This window comes from Gordonia sp. Swx-4 (assembly GCF_030316175.1).
Taxonomy (GTDB): Bacteria; Actinomycetota; Actinomycetes; order Mycobacteriales; family Mycobacteriaceae; genus Gordonia; species Gordonia alkanivorans.
This window is the reverse complement of sequence record NZ_CP128197.1, coordinates 1,803,641-1,819,026: the sequence shown is the minus strand read 5'-3', so window position 1 is coordinate 1,819,026 and position 15,386 is coordinate 1,803,641. Positions and strand designations below refer to the sequence as shown.

Annotated in this window: 12 protein-coding genes and 1 riboswitch; of the genes, 4 read left to right on the top strand and 8 right to left on the bottom strand. The window is 69.5% G+C overall.

Going from position 1 to position 15,386, the window contains the following annotated elements:
• Nucleotides 1-46: 46 nt before the first annotated feature.
• From PWF70_RS08365 to PWF70_RS08355, 3 genes are read right to left on the bottom strand one after another with little or no spacing between them, the layout of a single operon-like run.
• Nucleotides 47-571: a histidine phosphatase family protein gene (locus PWF70_RS08365; RefSeq protein ID WP_006359223.1), complete on the bottom strand. Its 525-nt coding sequence runs from the start codon at nt 569-571 to the stop codon at nt 47-49.
• 18 nt (nt 572-589) lie between these two features.
• Nucleotides 590-1,417 carry a CbtA family protein gene (locus PWF70_RS08360; protein ID WP_006359222.1) on the bottom strand — a complete coding sequence of 276 codons (828 nt, stop codon included), beginning with the start codon at nt 1,415-1,417 and terminating at the stop codon, nt 590-592.
• 52 nt (nt 1,418-1,469) lie between these two features.
• Complete coding sequence (locus PWF70_RS08355) at nt 1,470-1,703, bottom strand: CbtB domain-containing protein (RefSeq protein WP_006359221.1); 234 nt, start codon at nt 1,701-1,703, stop codon at nt 1,470-1,472.
• A 38-nt stretch (nt 1,704-1,741) separates the two neighbouring features.
• Nucleotides 1,742-1,919: riboswitch (cobalamin riboswitch) on the bottom strand.
• A gap of 9 nt (nt 1,920-1,928) precedes the next feature.
• On the opposite strand from PWF70_RS08355, the gene PWF70_RS08350 reads away from it, so the two are divergent.
• On the top strand, nt 1,929-6,563 hold the full coding sequence (locus PWF70_RS08350; RefSeq protein ID WP_042376763.1) for an ATP-dependent helicase: 4,635 nt from the start codon (nt 1,929-1,931) through the stop codon (nt 6,561-6,563).
• Complete coding sequence (locus tag PWF70_RS08345; RefSeq protein WP_042376761.1) at nt 6,556-7,347, top strand: DNA-formamidopyrimidine glycosylase family protein; 792 nt, start codon at nt 6,556-6,558, stop codon at nt 7,345-7,347. The genes PWF70_RS08350 and PWF70_RS08345 overlap by 8 nt, the downstream gene beginning before the upstream one ends.
• Nucleotides 7,348-7,445: 98 nt before the next feature.
• Here the strand turns inward: PWF70_RS08345 and PWF70_RS08340 are convergent, their stop codons facing one another.
• Both PWF70_RS08340 and glpD read right to left on the bottom strand, forming a co-directional pair.
• Nucleotides 7,446-7,868: a pyridoxamine 5'-phosphate oxidase family protein gene (locus tag PWF70_RS08340; protein WP_006359218.1), complete on the bottom strand. Its 423-nt coding sequence runs from the start codon at nt 7,866-7,868 to the stop codon at nt 7,446-7,448.
• Nucleotides 7,869-7,984: 116 nt separating this feature from the next.
• The gene (glpD, locus tag PWF70_RS08335; protein ID WP_006359217.1) at nt 7,985-9,727 is read right to left on the bottom strand and encodes a glycerol-3-phosphate dehydrogenase; all 1,743 of its coding nucleotides are present in this window, start codon (nt 9,725-9,727) and stop codon (nt 7,985-7,987) included.
• Nucleotides 9,728-9,802: 75 nt separating this feature from the next.
• Here glpD and glpK point away from each other — a divergent pair, with 75 nt between their 5' ends.
• The gene (gene glpK, locus PWF70_RS08330) at nt 9,803-11,290 is read left to right on the top strand and encodes a glycerol kinase GlpK (RefSeq protein WP_155225693.1); all 1,488 of its coding nucleotides are present in this window, start codon (nt 9,803-9,805) and stop codon (nt 11,288-11,290) included.
• A 16-nt stretch (nt 11,291-11,306) separates the two neighbouring features.
• On the opposite strand, the gene PWF70_RS08325 is transcribed toward glpK, so the two are convergent.
• The 3 genes from PWF70_RS08325 to PWF70_RS08315 all read right to left on the bottom strand — a co-directional run bounded on the left by PWF70_RS08325 (nt 11,307) and on the right by PWF70_RS08315 (nt 14,553).
• Nucleotides 11,307-11,747 (bottom strand): hypothetical protein, encoded by a 441-nt coding sequence (locus tag PWF70_RS08325; RefSeq protein WP_035750639.1) that lies wholly within the window; start codon nt 11,745-11,747, stop codon nt 11,307-11,309.
• Entirely contained in the window at nt 11,741-13,066 is a 1,326-nt protein-coding gene (locus tag PWF70_RS08320) for a hypothetical protein (RefSeq protein ID WP_035750637.1), read from the bottom strand. The genes PWF70_RS08325 and PWF70_RS08320 overlap by 7 nt, the downstream gene beginning before the upstream one ends.
• A gap of 83 nt (nt 13,067-13,149) precedes the next feature.
• Nucleotides 13,150-14,553 (bottom strand): NAD(P)H-quinone dehydrogenase, encoded by a 1,404-nt coding sequence (locus tag PWF70_RS08315; protein WP_155225167.1) that lies wholly within the window; start codon nt 14,551-14,553, stop codon nt 13,150-13,152.
• Between the two features lie 331 nt (nt 14,554-14,884).
• Between PWF70_RS08315 and PWF70_RS08310 the strand changes: the two genes are divergently transcribed.
• Nucleotides 14,885-15,367, top strand: a complete 483-nt coding sequence (locus PWF70_RS08310) for a gamma-glutamylcyclotransferase family protein (protein ID WP_006359212.1) — start codon at nt 14,885-14,887, stop codon at nt 15,365-15,367.
• Nucleotides 15,368-15,386 lie beyond the last annotated feature (19 nt).

The following is a 15,386-nucleotide window of genomic DNA, read 5'->3' as shown; positions in this document are numbered from 1 at the left end:
GTTTCAGTTTTGCCGACTCAACTGTGTCAGGAGTCACTCACGATGTCTAGGTACGTCCGCCCGATTCTGTTTCTTCAGGGCGAATTCTCAGGGGCGGCCAGTGGTAGCAGGCCGCCGGCCGGACCTCGCACCGGAAGTATCCCGTGGCGTCGTCGCACAGAAGTGCCTGCGCGACGGGCATGGCCACGACGATCGACGCCCCGACGGTGATCGTGCGGTCGCGCCAGTCGTGCACCCGTCGCACGAACGCCTCGACACTCTCGCCGCCATGGGGCCGGGCCGCCGGATCGGTGAAGAAGGCCGCGAGCTCGCGTGGATCGATGTCCTCGGGCGCCGATCCCGCCCAGTTCCCGACATCGAGCGTGCGAAGCGCGTCGTCGACCTCGACCCGACCACCCAGGAGCCGGGCGCTCTCGAGTGTCGCGGGCTCGGGCCCGCAGAAGGACACCGGCCCGACGAGGGACGCGGCGAGCGCTTCGACGTCACGGCGGCCGCGGTCGTCCAGCGACGCGTCACCGCCGAAGCGCACCGATCGATTGGGACCGGTGCGCCCGGCGGTGATGATCTGCACAGGAATGGCAGTGCGCGGTCAGCTCTGCACGGCGTCGACCGTCGGCGACGTGCTGGAGCTCTTCGACCGCGCCATCGCGCCGAGGATCAGCGCGAAGGTCACCGTCAGCACCGTCCAGAGGATCACCTGGTTGGTGATCGTGTACACGCGGAAGTCGGCGACGACGTCCGCCGGGAAGCCGGGGAACACGATCTGGCCGGCGTCGGTGCGCACCGGCTCGGGCACCTCGTCGAACGACGGCAGCAGCGCGATGGTGACGCCGACCGCGATCACGTACGCGGCACCGCCCACGACGGCCGACACCAGTCCGCCGATCCTCGGCCGCAACCACAGCGCGAGTGCGACGGCCACGATCATCAGCACGACCGACGCGATCGTGACGGTCAGGAATGCACCCGTCCGTTCCCCGATCGTGTCGTCGTCCCCGACCGCAGGCGGGTTGGCCGGGTAGGCGAAGAACGGAACACCGAAGACGGCGACGAAACCGATCGCGCCGAGCGCCCCGGCGACCGCGCGGGCATCGGTGGCCGGATACCGGTTGCCGAGGTAACTCCACAGCACGGTGAAGGCGACCCCGAAGAACGCGCCCATGCACAGGGCGAACACCAGGTTTCCGACGCCGGCGCCCAGATTCTCCTGCATGGCGCGGGTGAAGACCTCGCCGCCGTCGCCGTGCGAATGGCCGCCGACCGTATGTGCCAGCGCCTCTTCGGCTTCCGAGCGTTCACCCTCGTAGTCGACGGCCTTCGACACCACGGGTTCGAGGTAGAACCGTGCGAAGACGAACGAGATGATGCCGGCGATCAGGCCCGAGAGCAGACCTGCGCCGATGAGTTTCTTCTCCATGTGAACTTGTCCCTACGTTGTGAGAGTCAGGCCGACGCAGTGCGGTGAACGCTCAGTGGCAGGGAAAGCCGAGGAAGTGGCGGGAGTCGTGCACGAACTCGTGCACATAGGTGTTCTCCCCGAAGACCGACACGACACCTTGGTCGTAGCCGAGGAAGTAGTAGGCGAGCCCGGCCAGGAGGACCGTGAGGCTCAGCCAGAGCGCTGCGCTCGCGACCGACAGGTTCGGTACCGAAATCGCACGGGTGGGTGACTTGACTGCTTCGGCCGTACGGGGAGACGTCATGGGATTGTCCTTTCGCCGATCTCGCGTCGGTGAGTGTGTCGGATCTTTTGGCGCCGGCACGGCATCCTGACTCACGTCTTCCCCAGGCGCCGTCGAAATCCTCGACCGCGTCCGGCGTTGTCGTTCACAGTGGCGCGACCGCTCCGGATTCTCACCGGATTCCCCGTACAGGCGTGTATCGACTGTATACCCAGACCTGTCGCACATGTGAGACATAGTGGAGAGATGCCCCGCCCCTCGGTTCTCGATCGCTTCACCGCCCCCACCCGGCGATGGTTCACCGGAGCGTTCACCAAGCCGACCGCGGCCCAGAAAGGCGCCTGGACCTCGATCGCCGACGGCGCGAACACCCTGGTCATCGCCCCGACCGGGTCCGGCAAGACGCTCGCGGCATTCCTCTGGGCGCTCGACCGGCTGGCCGCCGACGCCGCCACCCGCCGTCCGGGCACGAAGGTCGTCTACATCTCGCCGCTGAAGGCGCTCGCCGTCGACGTGGAGCGCAATCTACGCGCGCCCCTCACCGGGATCACCCGTGCGGCGCAGGAATTGGACCTGCCCGAACCGAACATAACGGTCGGTGTCCGGTCCGGCGACACCTCGGCCGCTGACCGCCGCGCTCTGGTGAAGACCCCGCCCGACATCCTGATCACCACGCCCGAGTCGCTCTACCTGATGCTGACCTCCGCGGCCCGGGAGAGCCTCACGAATGTCGAGGCGATCATCGTCGACGAGGTCCATGCGGTCGCCGCCACCAAACGCGGCACACATCTGGCCCTGACCCTCGAGCGCCTCGACGAGCTGCTCGAGAAGCCCGCCCAACGGATAGGCCTGTCGGCGACCGTGCGGCCTCCCGAGGTCGTCGCCGGGTACCTGTCCGGCTCGGCGCCCTGCCAGGTCGTCAAGCCCAAGGCCGACAAGACCTTCGATCTCCGCGTCGACGTGCCGGTCGAGGACATGGCGAACATCCCGCCGGCACCCGGCCCGGACGGCGCCGACCCGGCCGAGCTCGACGACGCATTCTCCCCCACGGCCGGTTCGCTGTGGCCGTACGTGGAGGCGTCGATCGTCGACCAGATCGAGGCCAACCGGGCGACGATCGTGTTCGCGAACTCCCGTCGGCTCGCCGAGAAGCTGACCGCGCGGCTCAACGAGATCCACGCCGAGCGGCAGGGTGTCACGCCCGAGCCCACCGCCAACCCGACGGTCGCGGGCGGGGCTCCCGCGTTCGTGATGGGCAGCGGGGCGAGTTCCGGCGCCGAGGCGGTCCTCGCGCGGGCACACCACGGTTCGGTGAGCAAGGAGCAGCGCGCGCAGATCGAGGACGACCTCAAGGCCGGTCGCCTGTCCTGCGTCGTGGCGACCAGCTCGCTCGAACTCGGTATCGACATGGGTGCGGTGGATCTCGTGATCCAGGTGGAGGCCCCGCCGTCGGTGGCCAGCGGCCTGCAGCGCATCGGCCGCGCCGGCCATCAGGTGGGCGAGATCAGCCAGGGCATCCTCTATCCCAAACACCGCACCGATCTGCTGCACTGCACGGTCACCGTCGGGCGCATGCTCGACGGTGCGATCGAGGAGATCAAGGTTCCCCAGAATCCCCTCGACATCCTCGCGCAGCAGACCATCGCGGCCGCCGCCGTCGACGATCTCGAGGTCGACCACTGGTACGAGGTCGTTCGCCGGGCGGCTCCCTACCGCGACCTCGGACGCGGGGTCTTCGACGCCACCCTCGATCTCATCGCCGGGCGGTTCCCCTCAGACGAGTTCGCCGAACTCCGGCCGCGGGTCAACTGGGACCGCGACGCGGGCGTGATCACCGGCCGCCGTGGCGCCCAACGACTCGCCGTCACCTCCGGCGGGTCGATCCCCGATCGCGGACTGTTCGGCGTCTTCATGGTCGGCGAGAAGTCCACGCGCGTGGGCGAACTCGACGAGGAGATGGTGTACGAGTCGCGGGTCGGCGACGTCTTCGCCCTCGGCGCGACGAGCTGGCGCATCGAGGACATCACCCACGACCGCGTCCTGGTGTCGCCGGCCTTCGGGCAGCCCGGCAGGCTGCCGTTCTGGATCGGCGACGCGATCGGACGTCCCGCCGAACTCGGTGCGGCGATCGGCGCGTTCACCGGGGCCATCGCCGATCCCGGGAAACTCGACGCCCATGCCGAGAGGCTCGGACTCACCGAGAACGCCCGCACCAACCTGGCCACGCTCATCGCCGAACAGCGCGAGGCGACCGGTCACCTCCCCACCGACCGGACGCTCGTCGTCGAACGGTTCCGCGACGAACTCGGCGACTGGCGCGTCATCCTGCACTCCCCCTATGGCTTGCGTGTCCACGCGCCGTGGGCGAGCGCCATCTCCCAACGACTCCTCGCGACACTGGGTATCGAGGGCGCCACCACCGCCTCCGACGACGGCATCATCCTGCGTCTGCCCGACACCGACGACGCACCCCCGGGTGCCGACGTCTTCCTCCTCGATCCCGACGAGGTCGAACAGCTCGTGACCGACGGTCTCGCCGACTCGTCGATGTTCGCCTCGCGGTTCCGCGAATGTGCCGCGCGCGCACTGCTCCTGCCGCGGCGCGATCCCGGCCGGCGCGCGCCGCTGTGGCAGCAGCGGCAGCGCAGCGCCCAATTGCTCTCCGTCGCATCCAAGTTCCCGGACTTCCCGATCGTCCTCGAAGCGGTTCGCGAGTGCCTGCAGGACGTGTACGACCTCCCGGCACTGCTCGACCTGCTCGGCCGCATCCGGTCGCGCCGGATCCGCGTCGTGGAGACCGAGACCCCGAGTCCGTCGCCGTTCGCGGCGTCGCTGCTGTTCGGCTACGTCGGCGCCTTCATGTACGCCGACGACGCGCCGCTCGCCGAACGTCGAGCCGCCGCCCTGTCCCTCGACACCAGCCTCCTCGCGCAGCTGCTCGGCCGCGTCGACCTGCGTGAGCTCCTCGATCCCGGCGTCATCGCCGAGGTCATCGCCCGCCTGCAACGCCTGTCACCCGACCGCCAGGCACGCGACGCCGAGGACGTCGTCGACCTCCTCCGCTGGCTCGGACCGCTGACCACCGAAGAGGTCGAGCCGAGATATCGGGGAGAAGCGGCGGTGGCCGAGGTGCTGGCCGAGCTGCACCGCAGCGGGCAGATCATCTCGGTCAACCACAACCGGCGCGCGCTGTGGGCGTCGATCGACGACACCGCACGACTCCGCGACGCACTCGGAGTCCCTGCACCGATGGGCATCCCGGCGGCCTACCTCGAACCGGTACCCGACCCGGTCGGCGACCTCATCGGGCGCTACGCCCGCACCCACGGGCCCTTCACCGTCACCGACGCGGCGGCGTCCCTGGGCATCGCGACCGCCGTCGTCCGCGACACCCTGGCCCGCCTCGCCGCGGAACGACGCGTCGTCGAAGGTGATTTCCTGCCCGAGACCGGCACCGCCGATCCGGCCCAGGGAGCGGCACCGACCACCCAGTGGTGCCACACCGACGTCCTCGGTCAGATCCGGCGCGGGTCGCTCGCCGCGAGCCGGGCCGAGGTCGCACCGGTCGGCACCGAGGTTCTCACCCGCTTCCTCGTGGAATGGCAGCACGGTTCGCCCGGAACGCAGCTCCGCGGGGTCGACGGCCTCGCCACCGTCATCGACCAGCTGGCCGGTTACCCGCTGCCGGCGTCGGCCTGGGAGTCGCTGATATTGCCCGCGCGCGTCTCGGACTATGCCCCGTCCATGCTCGACGAGCTACTGAGCAGCGGCGAGGTCGTGTGGTCGGGGCACGGCCGCATCGGCAACGCCGACGGCTGGGTGGCCCTGCACCCCGCCGACGTGGCCGCGTTCACCATCTCCGAGGCCGACACCATCGACACCACGGCCCTGCACGATGCGATCACCACCGCACTCCACCCCGGTGGTGCACTGCGGTTCCCGCAGATCGCCGCGGACATCAGCACCGGCACCACGACGCCGGCCGCGGACATCGAATCCGCACTCTGGGACCTGGTCTGGGCGGGACAGGTCAGCAATGACACGTTCGCACCCGTCCGCGCACTGCTGCATCCCCGGCGCAGCCCGACGACGCCACGGTCGGCGCCCGCCCACCGCGCCCGCGGCAGGGCCCCACGACTCCGCGCCGGTCGCCTCTCCGCGCGCTACCTGACCGAGCACGCCTCCGGGCCGCCGGTGTCGCCGACCGCGAGCGGCCGGTGGTTCGCCCTGGACCGACCCGAGATCGACCCGACCATCGCCACGCAGGCACTGTGCGACCAACTGCTCACGCGCTACGGCGTGATCACGCGGGGCAGCGTCACCGCCGAGGAGGTGACCGGCGGATTCGCCCGGGTGTACAAGGCGCTCACCATTTTCGAGGACAACGGCCAGGTCCGCCGCGGCTACTACGTCGACGGCCTCGGCGGCGCGCAGTTCGCCTCCCCGGCCACGGTCGACGAGTTGCGGCGTCACGCTCTCCCCGACCGCAAGCCGCCGCGCGAGGCGACCATCCTCGCCGCCACCGACCCCGGCAACCCATACGGCGCGGCGCTGGAGTGGCCACGATCCCGCGACGCCGACGCGGGACACCGCCCGGGCCGCAAGCCCGGCGCCCTGGTGGTGCTCGTCGACGGCGAACTCGTGTGCTTCGTCGAGCGTGGCGGCAAGACGCTGCTGACGTTCACCGATTCGATCCCGGCGCTGGAATCCGCCGCCGGCGCGCTGGTGGCCCTGGTCCGCGCCGGCCGGATCTCCCGGCTGACCATCGACGCGATCGACTCCGAACCGGTGCGCGGCACCGATTTCGGGAAGGTGCTCGTCGAGGCCGGTTTCTCCACGACCCCGCGCGGCATCCGACTCCGGTACGGAACCCATGCCTGAGGGCGACACCGTCTTCGCCGCGGCCGCGCGGCTGCGTCAGGGGCTGGAGGGACGAACCCTCACGTCGACGCAGTTCCGCATCCCGTCGCTCGCGACGTCGGACCTGTCGGGACGGACCGTCGTCTCCGTCCGATCGAGGGGCAAGCATCTGCTCATCGACGTCGGCGAGAGCGAGCCCGGCGCGGGCGACGCGCTCAGCATCCACTCGCATCTGAAGATGGAGGGCGTTTGGCACGTGCATCGCCGGGGCCAGAAGTGGCGTCGCCCCGCCTATCAGGCGCGCGTCGTGCTGCGCACCGACGACCACGAGGCCGTCGGCTTCGACCTCGGCACGCTCGAACTGCTCGCCGACCCGGACGCCGCCCTCGCGTATCTGGGACCGGACCTGCTGGCCGACGACTTCGACCGCGAGGCGGCGATCCGACGCCTCGCCGCCGACCCCGACCAGACGATCGGCGCGGCACTCCTCGACCAGCGCCTCATGGCCGGCGTCGGCAACGTCTTCCGCAGCGAGATCTGTTATCTGCGTGGCGTTCTCCCGACCCGACCGGTCGGCGAGGTGGATCTCGGTCCGATGGTCGATCTCAGCCGACGTCTGTTGTGGGCCAACCGAATGGGCTCGGCTCGCACCACCACCGGCCAGACCTCACCGAACGGGCGGATGTGGGTCTACGGCCGCAAGGGACAGCTGTGCCGCCGCTGCGCGACGATCATCAAGCGCGGCGAGATCCCGTCGACCGGCGGCGATCGATCCATCTACTGGTGCCCGCGCTGCCAGACCTGATGCGTAAACCCAGCCCTGTTCCGTAGAGCCACCCCCGGCAAGTGGGCTGGGTTCACGGATAAGGGCTGGGTTTGCGATGGCGGCCGGGTTTGCGGAGCTCAGACGGGATAGCGCTCGGGTTCGGGCCCGAACTCGAAGCGGCGCGCGGTGATCTCCTCGACGGCGATCTCCACGTAGTTGTATTTCACCGTCGCGATCCACGGGCGCAGGGGCAGCTTGTCGGCCGCCTCGATGTCGCCGAACGACGTCAAAACGCGTGCCGTTCCCTTGGCGACGACGCTCCAGCCGCCGGTGTCGGTGTGGGCGTCGGTCTCGAACGCCACGCGGTTGTTCACGACGACTTCGGAGAGTTTCGTCCCCTCACCGGTGCGCAGCGTGATCTTGCCGTCCGCGGCGTGGTAGTTGACGGGGAAGATGTCGGGTGAACCGTTGACGCTCAACGCGATACGACCCAGCTCGGCGGAGCCGAGTAGTTCCCATGCCTCTTGCGGGCCGAGGACCTGAACCGGAGTCTCTGTCATGACCAGTCCCTTCTCTCCCCCACCCTCGATCCTGCCTCGGGGACGTCGGACCGAACAGAGGCCAACGGCCCACTCATCCGGAACACAATGTCACCGAACCGGCGAAACCGGCGATCTCACTCCGGGACGGGTACCGGCTCGAGAATCTCCGAACGCGCCTCGGGCGCGGCCGCCCGCAGTGCGTCGGCGGAATCGTCGTCGGGTTGCTGTTGCGACGCCACCTCGGCCTCGACGCGCGCGATGTAGTTGGCCACCTCGAAGTCGCGCTTCTCGGTGGTCCACCCGAGAAGGGGTGCGAGCAGATCGGCGACCTCGCCGGCGCAGTCGACGCCGCGGTGCGAGTACTCGATCGCGATCCGGGTGCGCCGGGCCAGCACGTCCTCGAGATGGAGCGCGGCCTCGGCGACCGCTGCGTACACCACTTCGACGCGCAGATACTGCGGCGCGGCGGCCAGCGGTGCGAGCAGCGACCTGTCCTCCTGCGCGTAGTAGAGCACGTCGTCGATCAGCGAGCCGTAGCGGTTGAGCAGTCGCCGAACCCGGTACGGGTGCAGGCCGTATCGCTCCCCGAGATGTTCGCACTGGTTGATCAGCGCGAAGTATCCGTCCGCACCGAGCAGCGGCACCCGCTCGGTGATCGACGGCGCCACCCGGGTGGGAATGAAGTCGTTGCACGCGTCGACGGCGTCGGCGGCCATGACCCGGTAGGTGGTGTACTTGCCACCCGCGATCGACACCAGACCCGGTGCCACGGTGGCGACGGCATGCTCACGCGAGAGCTTCGACGTCTCGTCGTCCTCGCCCGCCAGCAGCGGTCGCAAACCGGCGTAGACGCCCTCGATGTCGTCGTGGTTCAGCTTGGTGACCAGCACCTCGTTGACGCGTTCCAGGATGTAGTCGATGTCCGCCCGGGTGGCGGCCGGGTGCGCGAGGTCGAGGTTCCAATCGGTGTCGGTGGTGCCGATGATCCAATGCGTCTCCCATGGGATGACGAACAGCACCGAGTTGGCGGTGCGGAGGATGATCGCGGTCTCGCTGACGATCCGGTCGCGCGGCACCACGATGTGCACGCCCTTCGACGCGCGCACCTTGAAGTGGCCGCGCTGCTTGGACAATGCCTGCACCTCGTCGGTCCAGACCCCGGCGGCGTTGATGACGCAGTGGGCGCGCACCTCGGTGACGTCGCCGTTCTCGGTGTCGCGCACACGGACTCCGAGGACGCGGTCGGATTCGCGCAGGAAACCGATCACCTGTGTCGAAGTGCGGATGACCGCGCCGTAGTTCGCCGCGGTGCGGGCCACCGTGAGGCTGTGCCGCGCGTCGTCGACAACCGTGTCGTAGTAACGGATTCCGCCGATGAGCGAGCTGCGCTTGAGCGCCGGAGCCACGCGCAGGGCACCCGAGCGGGTCACATGTTTCTGCCCGGGGACCGATTTCGCGCCGCCCATGCGGTCGTAGAGGAAGATCCCCGCCGCGACATACGGCCGCTCCCAGACCCGCTGCGTCAGCGGGTAGAGGAACGGGAGGGGTTTCACCAGGTGCGGGGCCAGCAGCCGTAGCGAGAGTTCGCGCTCCTTGAGTGCCTCACGGACGAGCCCGAATTCGAGCTGTTCCAGGTAGCGCAGACCGCCGTGGAACATCTTCGACGACCGGCTCGACGTCCCCGAGGCGATGTCACGCGCCTCGACCAGGGCCACCCGCAGACCGCGCGTGGCGGCGTCGAGTGCGGCACCCACGCCGACCACCCCGCCGCCGATCACGACGACGTCGAACTGTTCCTCACCGAGCCGCCGCCACGCTTCGGCTCGGTAGAGCGGGCCCATGTCCGCCGGCCGGTCCGGGTTGAACTCGGTGTTCATGTTCGCCGAGCCTAATTGATCTCGGCCCGCACCACAGCGTGCGACACTGACGGCGTGGGCAGTTCAGGCAAATACGTGGCGGCGATCGACCAGGGCACCACCTCCACCCGGGCGATGATCTTCGACCACCAGGGACGCGTCGTCGGCGTCGAGCAACTCGAACACGAACAGATCTTCCCGCGGGCCGGCTGGGTCGAACACGACGCCGCCGAGATCTGGCGCAACACGCGCCGCGTGGGTGCCGCCGCGCTGGCCTCCGCCGAGCTGACCGCCAAGGACATCGTCGCCTGCGGCATCACCAATCAGCGCGAGACCACGGTGATCTGGGACCGTGAGTCCGGGAAGCCGGTCCACAACGCGATCGTCTGGCAGGACACCCGCACCGGTGACGTGTGCACGGAGCTCGCCGGCGACGTCGGCGTCGACCGTTACCGCGAACGCACCGGCCTGCCGCTGTCCACCTACTTCGCCGGACCCAAGGTCCGCTGGCTGCTCGACAACGTCGACGGTCTGCGCAACCGTGCCGAGGCGGGTGAATTGTGCTTCGGCACAATGGATTCCTGGATCGCGTGGAACATGACCGGTGGTGTCGACGGCGGGCAGCACGTCACCGACGTCACCAACGCCTCACGCACCATGCTCATGGACCTGCGGACGTTGAGCTGGGATGAGGAGATCTGCAAGGAGATGGGCATCCCGATGTCCCTGCTGCCGGAGATCCGCAGCTCGTCCGGCGAATTCGGCTCGCTGCGCGGGAACGGCCCCCTCCCCGACGTCCCGCTGACCGGCATCCTCGGCGACCAGCAGGCCGCCACCTTCGGTCAGGCGTGCCTGTCACCCGGCGAGGCCAAGAACACCTACGGGACCGGGAACTTCCTGCTGCTCAACACCGGCACCGAACCGGTCTTCAGCGAGCACGGCCTGCTGACGACGGTCTGCTACCGCATCGGCGACCAGCCGGCGCGCTACGCGCTCGAGGGGTCGATCGCGGTGACCGGGTCGCTCATCCAGTGGCTTCGGGACAATCTCGGCCTCTTTTCCGCGGCATCGGATGTCGAGAAGCTGGCCGCGGAGGTCGACGACAACGGCGGCGCGTACTTCGTACCCGCCTTCTCCGGTCTGTTCGCGCCGCGCTGGCGCTCGGATGCCCGCGGCGTGATCGTCGGCCTGACCCGCTTCGTCAACAAGGGCCACCTGGCGCGGGCGGCACTGGAGGCCAGTGCTTTCCAGACCCGCGAGGTCATCGAGGCCATGCAGGCCGACGCCGGCATGGAGCTGTCCACGCTCAAGGTCGACGGCGGGATGGTGGTCAACGAACTGCTCATGCAGTTCCAGGCAGACATCCTCGACGTCCCCGTCGTGCGTCCCGTGGTCAACGAGACCACCGCGCTGGGTGCGGCCTACGCCGCCGGTCTGGCTGTGGGGTTCTGGGAGAGCGAGGACGACATCCGCGCCAACTGGGCCGAGGACAAGCGCTGGAAGCCCACGATGGCCGAGGAGGAACGAGGCCGCCTGTACGGCGAATGGAACCGGGCCGTCGAGCACAGCTTCGGTCTGGCGTGACTCGGGCGACCGTGGTTCAGACGATGAAGTCGGCGAGAACACCGACGACGCCCGCGCTGCCACCGAGGGCAGCGGCAGCTTCGTAGGCGGCCTCCCGCAGTGCCGTGCGCGGAGCCTCGGCCGTTGTCGACACCGACATCGCGGCGAGGATGCAGTCGAGGGCCCGGGCCCGCCGGAAGCTGTCCAGCTGTGCGTCGACGTCACCGCGACGCTGATGCGCGAACGCGTCGAAGTCGTGTTGCGCGGCAACCACTCTCAGTGCGGCCACACCCGCCGGGTCGGCACTTCCCTGCTGGCGCCACTGCCTGATCACGTCGCGGATCTCGGGGGTCGACGCCCCCGTCACGTCCATCACCGTGGCGACGAGGAGGTGCAGACACCGGATGATGTCCTCGTCGGGTACGGCAGAGGCGAGCCGGGCGACGCCTCCGGGCAGCCGGTCGACCCGGTTCAGCATGTCCGGCCCCGTGTGTTCGACGACGGTTCGTCACCGCCGTCGGCGCGCGTGTCGGGAGTCCCCGGCGAACGATCCGGCGGGGTGAGCACCTCCCCCGGCGTCGGCCGGAAAGCCGGGGTCTCGGACAGGGGCGAGGCCGGGCGGGGAATCCAGTCGCCGATGACCGGCGGCCCGACGAGCGGCAGATCGCCGACGATCTCCGCGCCGTGCTCACGATTGTGCAGATAGGGTGCGGCTTTGTGCTGGTCGTCGTTCTCGGCCCCGGGTCGGCGGCCTGTCGGCGGCGCGCCGGCGGGACCCACCGGTGGTGTGATCCCGGCACGCGGTGCGGCAGCGCTCGCGGCGGGCGGCGTCGACGCCGTGGGCGTCGCAACACCCGGCGCCGACGTCGACAGCGGGAGTGGTCCGACGACCGGGCTCGGCACTGGTCCTAATCCCGACCCGGAACCTGCTCCCCCGGAACGGGATTCGTTCCCGGTTCCCGATCGTCCGGAGTCGGCGAGACCGTGCGTGCCGCTTCCCGGGGTGCCCCGGCCGCCGCGGAGAAGACCGTCGGGGTCGTCGGCACCCCCGCGGCCGGACGATCCCGACGACGACGAGGACGAGGACACCGGAGTCACCGGGGTGGGTCCGCCGCCCGCCGGGCCCGGAGCCGCCCCGGTGGTCGCGACTGGGATCGCGCCGCCACCAGAACGGCCGAAGTCCCCGGCGTCGACGGTGTTCGCGGCCTGCCCCCGGGGTGCCTCGGAACCCGAACCCGAGCCGACTCCGGCTGCCGACATGCCACCCACTCCGCGAACCATGTCGTCCGGTCCGGTGGGCTCGGGAAGCGAGTGCTGGACCCGTTGCATCGGTGACGAATACGTACCCGACATGGTCCGGTCCGCCTCGAACCGCACCGTCGGCGCGTCCTCGGGATTGTCGCGGAGGTGCTGCTGCAGTTCGCGCAGCCGTCCTTCCTGCCCCCGTGTCGCACCGACGATCCCGACCGCGCTGCTCAGTGCCTCGCCGACGACGGTTGCCGTCTCCAGGCTGCGCTGCATGGCGTCGGACAACAACTTCCCCGCCTCGAGGGCGGTGTCGGAGGCGAGGCCGCGCAGGTCGTCACCGAACATCGCCGCCATCCGCTCCGACGCACGGCGTACCGCGTCGATCGCCTTGAGGATCGTCTCGACGTCACCGGCCGCCTGTCCGGGCTCCATGGTGCGGAGGGTGTCGATGATCTCGTCGATGCCCATCCCGGCCCAGTCGGTGCGTCCGCCGCCGAAGGACGGGGCGTTCGACACGCCCCGGTTGTTCTGGGCGAACGGTCCTGTCACGACATCTCCCCCCACGTCGCGGTGTGCCCGGTTCCGGGCGGATTCTCGACGACCCTACCGTGATCGAGGGGGCTCGCCGGTTGTCAGTCCAGATCGTCGTGACGGACGAGCTGACGCGCCGCCTCGGTGATCGACCCGGACAGCGACGGGTACACCGAGAAGGTCTGTGCGAGATCGCCGACCGTCAGTTTGTTCTGCACCGCGAGGGCGAGCGGGAGGATGAGCTCGGAGGCGTTGGGGGCCACCGCGACACCACCGATGACCACGCCGGTGGCGGGGCGGCAGAAGATCTTCACGAAGCCGCGGCGCAGGCCGCTCATCTTGGCGCGCGCGTTGGTCGCCAACGGCAGCATCACGGTGCGGGCGGGGTACTCGCCGGCGTCGATGGCCTTCTGCGACACCCCGACGGTGGCGATCTCTGGACGCGTGAAGATCGCCGACGCAACGGTTTTCAACTTGATGGGGCTGACGCCCTCGCCCAGTGCGTGGTAGACCGCGATGCGGCCCTGCATGGCGGCCACCGAGGCGAGCGGTAGCAGGCCGGTGCAGTCGCCGGCGGCGTAGATGCCGGGCACCGAGGTCCGCGACACCCGGTCCACCTGGATGTAGCCGCCCTTGTCGACCTCGACACCGGCCCGCCCGAGTTCGAGGTTCGCGGTGTTGGGGATCGAGCCGACGGTCATCAGCACGTGGCTGCCGGTGACGGTGGACCCGTCGGCGAGATGCGCGGTGACGGTGTCGCCGTCGCGGACGACCTTGTCGGCGCGGGCATGCTTGACGAGTTCGACGCCCCGTTCGGCGAGGGCGTCCTCGAGCACCAGGGCGGCGTCCTCGTCCTCGTGCGGGAGCACGCGGTCGCGGCTCGACACCAGCGTCACCTTCACCCCGAGTTCGGTGTAGGCGTGGACGAACTCGGCGCCGGTGACACCCGAACCGATGACGACGAGATGCTCGGGCAGCTCCTCGAGGTCGTAGAGCTGACGCCAGGTGAGGATGCGTTCACCGTCGGGCTGGGCGTCGGGCAGGATGCGCGGCGACGCACCGGTCGCGATCAGGACGACGTCGCCGTCGAAGCGTTGGGTGCTGCCGTCGGCGAGGGTCGCGAAGACGCTGTGGGTCGAGACGCCGACCTGCGTCTCGTCGAGCACGGCGGTACCGGAGACCAGCTTGACGCCCTCGCTGACGAGTCGTGACTTGATGTCGGCGGACTGGGCGAAGGCGAGGTCGCGCACACGCTGATGGATCTGCGGAAGCGTGATCAGGGTGTCGTCGGCCTTGATGTTGATGCCGAGATCGACGGCGCGACGGACCTCGGTGCGGATGCCGGTGGAGGCGATGAAGGTCTTGGAGGGCACGCAGTCCCACAGCACACAGGCGCCACCGATGCCGTCGGAATCGATCACCGTGATGTCGGCTCCGTACGCGGCCGCGGCGAGCGCCGCCTCATATCCCGCTGGGCCACCGCCGATGATGACGATCCTGGTCACTGTGCACTCCTGTCCTTCACCGGTCTCGCCGCGGCTGCCCTCGTGGGGCACCGCGCGCCCGATGTGGTGTTGTCGAATGGGCGAACTGGCTGGCGCCGGACCGGCGGGCGTCCGACCGAATGGTGTCCGACGGCAGATCCGACTGGGTCGAGCCCCGCGGGGTGGTGCGTCGCTCTGGTGTGGCGGACCGTCGCATGGTGTCGCGCCATGTACCAACCTAGTCCGGATCGTTCCGCAACACTCAGGTGGTGGCCCCGCATGCGTCGTACGCCACTCCTTCGCCCCTGCCTGTCGCCTTCCGGAGTCGCCCCCGACCCACTAGGCTCCATCCGTGCCGATTTACGCAGCCTACGGAAGCAACATGCATCCCGAGCAGATGGCGGAACGTGCGCCACACTCGCCGATGTCGGGTACCGGATGGCTTCGCGGGTGGCGTCTGACCTTCGGTGGCGGCGACATCGGCTGGGAGGGATCCCTGGCGACGGTCACCGAGGATCGTGATGACCCCGACGCCCGTGTCTTCGTCGTCCTGTACGACGTGACCACCGAGGACGAGGAGCTGCTCGACCGCTGGGAGGGCTCCGAACTCGGCATCCACCGCAAGATCCGCGCCCGCGTCGACACCGCCGACGGCCCCGTGCTGGCCTGGCTCTACGTGCTCGACGCCTACGAGGGCGGTCTCCCCTCGGCCCGCTACCTCGGTGTCATGGCCGAGGCGGCGGAGATCGCCGGTGCCCCCGCCGACTACGTGCAGGACCTGCGGTTGCGCGAGTCGCGCAACGTCGGCCCCGGGCCGGGGCCCGTCGAATCCTGAGGCCAGGGCCCGTCGAATC

Coding starts and splice junctions, on each gene's coding strand:
- PWF70_RS08360 (WP_006359222.1), bottom strand. CDS start 1,417: ATGGAGAAGAAACTCATCGGCGCAGGTCTGCTCTCGGGCCTGATCGCC.
- PWF70_RS08355 (WP_006359221.1), bottom strand. CDS start 1,703: ATGACGTCTCCCCGTACGGCCGAAGCAGTCAAGTCACCCACCCGTGCG.
- PWF70_RS08350 (WP_042376763.1), top strand. CDS start 1,929: ATGCCCCGCCCCTCGGTTCTCGATCGCTTCACCGCCCCCACCCGGCGA.
- PWF70_RS08345 (WP_042376761.1), top strand. CDS start 6,556: ATGCCTGAGGGCGACACCGTCTTCGCCGCGGCCGCGCGGCTGCGTCAG.
- PWF70_RS08340 (WP_006359218.1), bottom strand. CDS start 7,868: ATGACAGAGACTCCGGTTCAGGTCCTCGGCCCGCAAGAGGCATGGGAA.
- glpD (WP_006359217.1), bottom strand. CDS start 9,727: ATGAACACCGAGTTCAACCCGGACCGGCCGGCGGACATGGGCCCGCTC.
- PWF70_RS08325 (WP_035750639.1), bottom strand. CDS start 11,747: ATGCTGAACCGGGTCGACCGGCTGCCCGGAGGCGTCGCCCGGCTCGCC.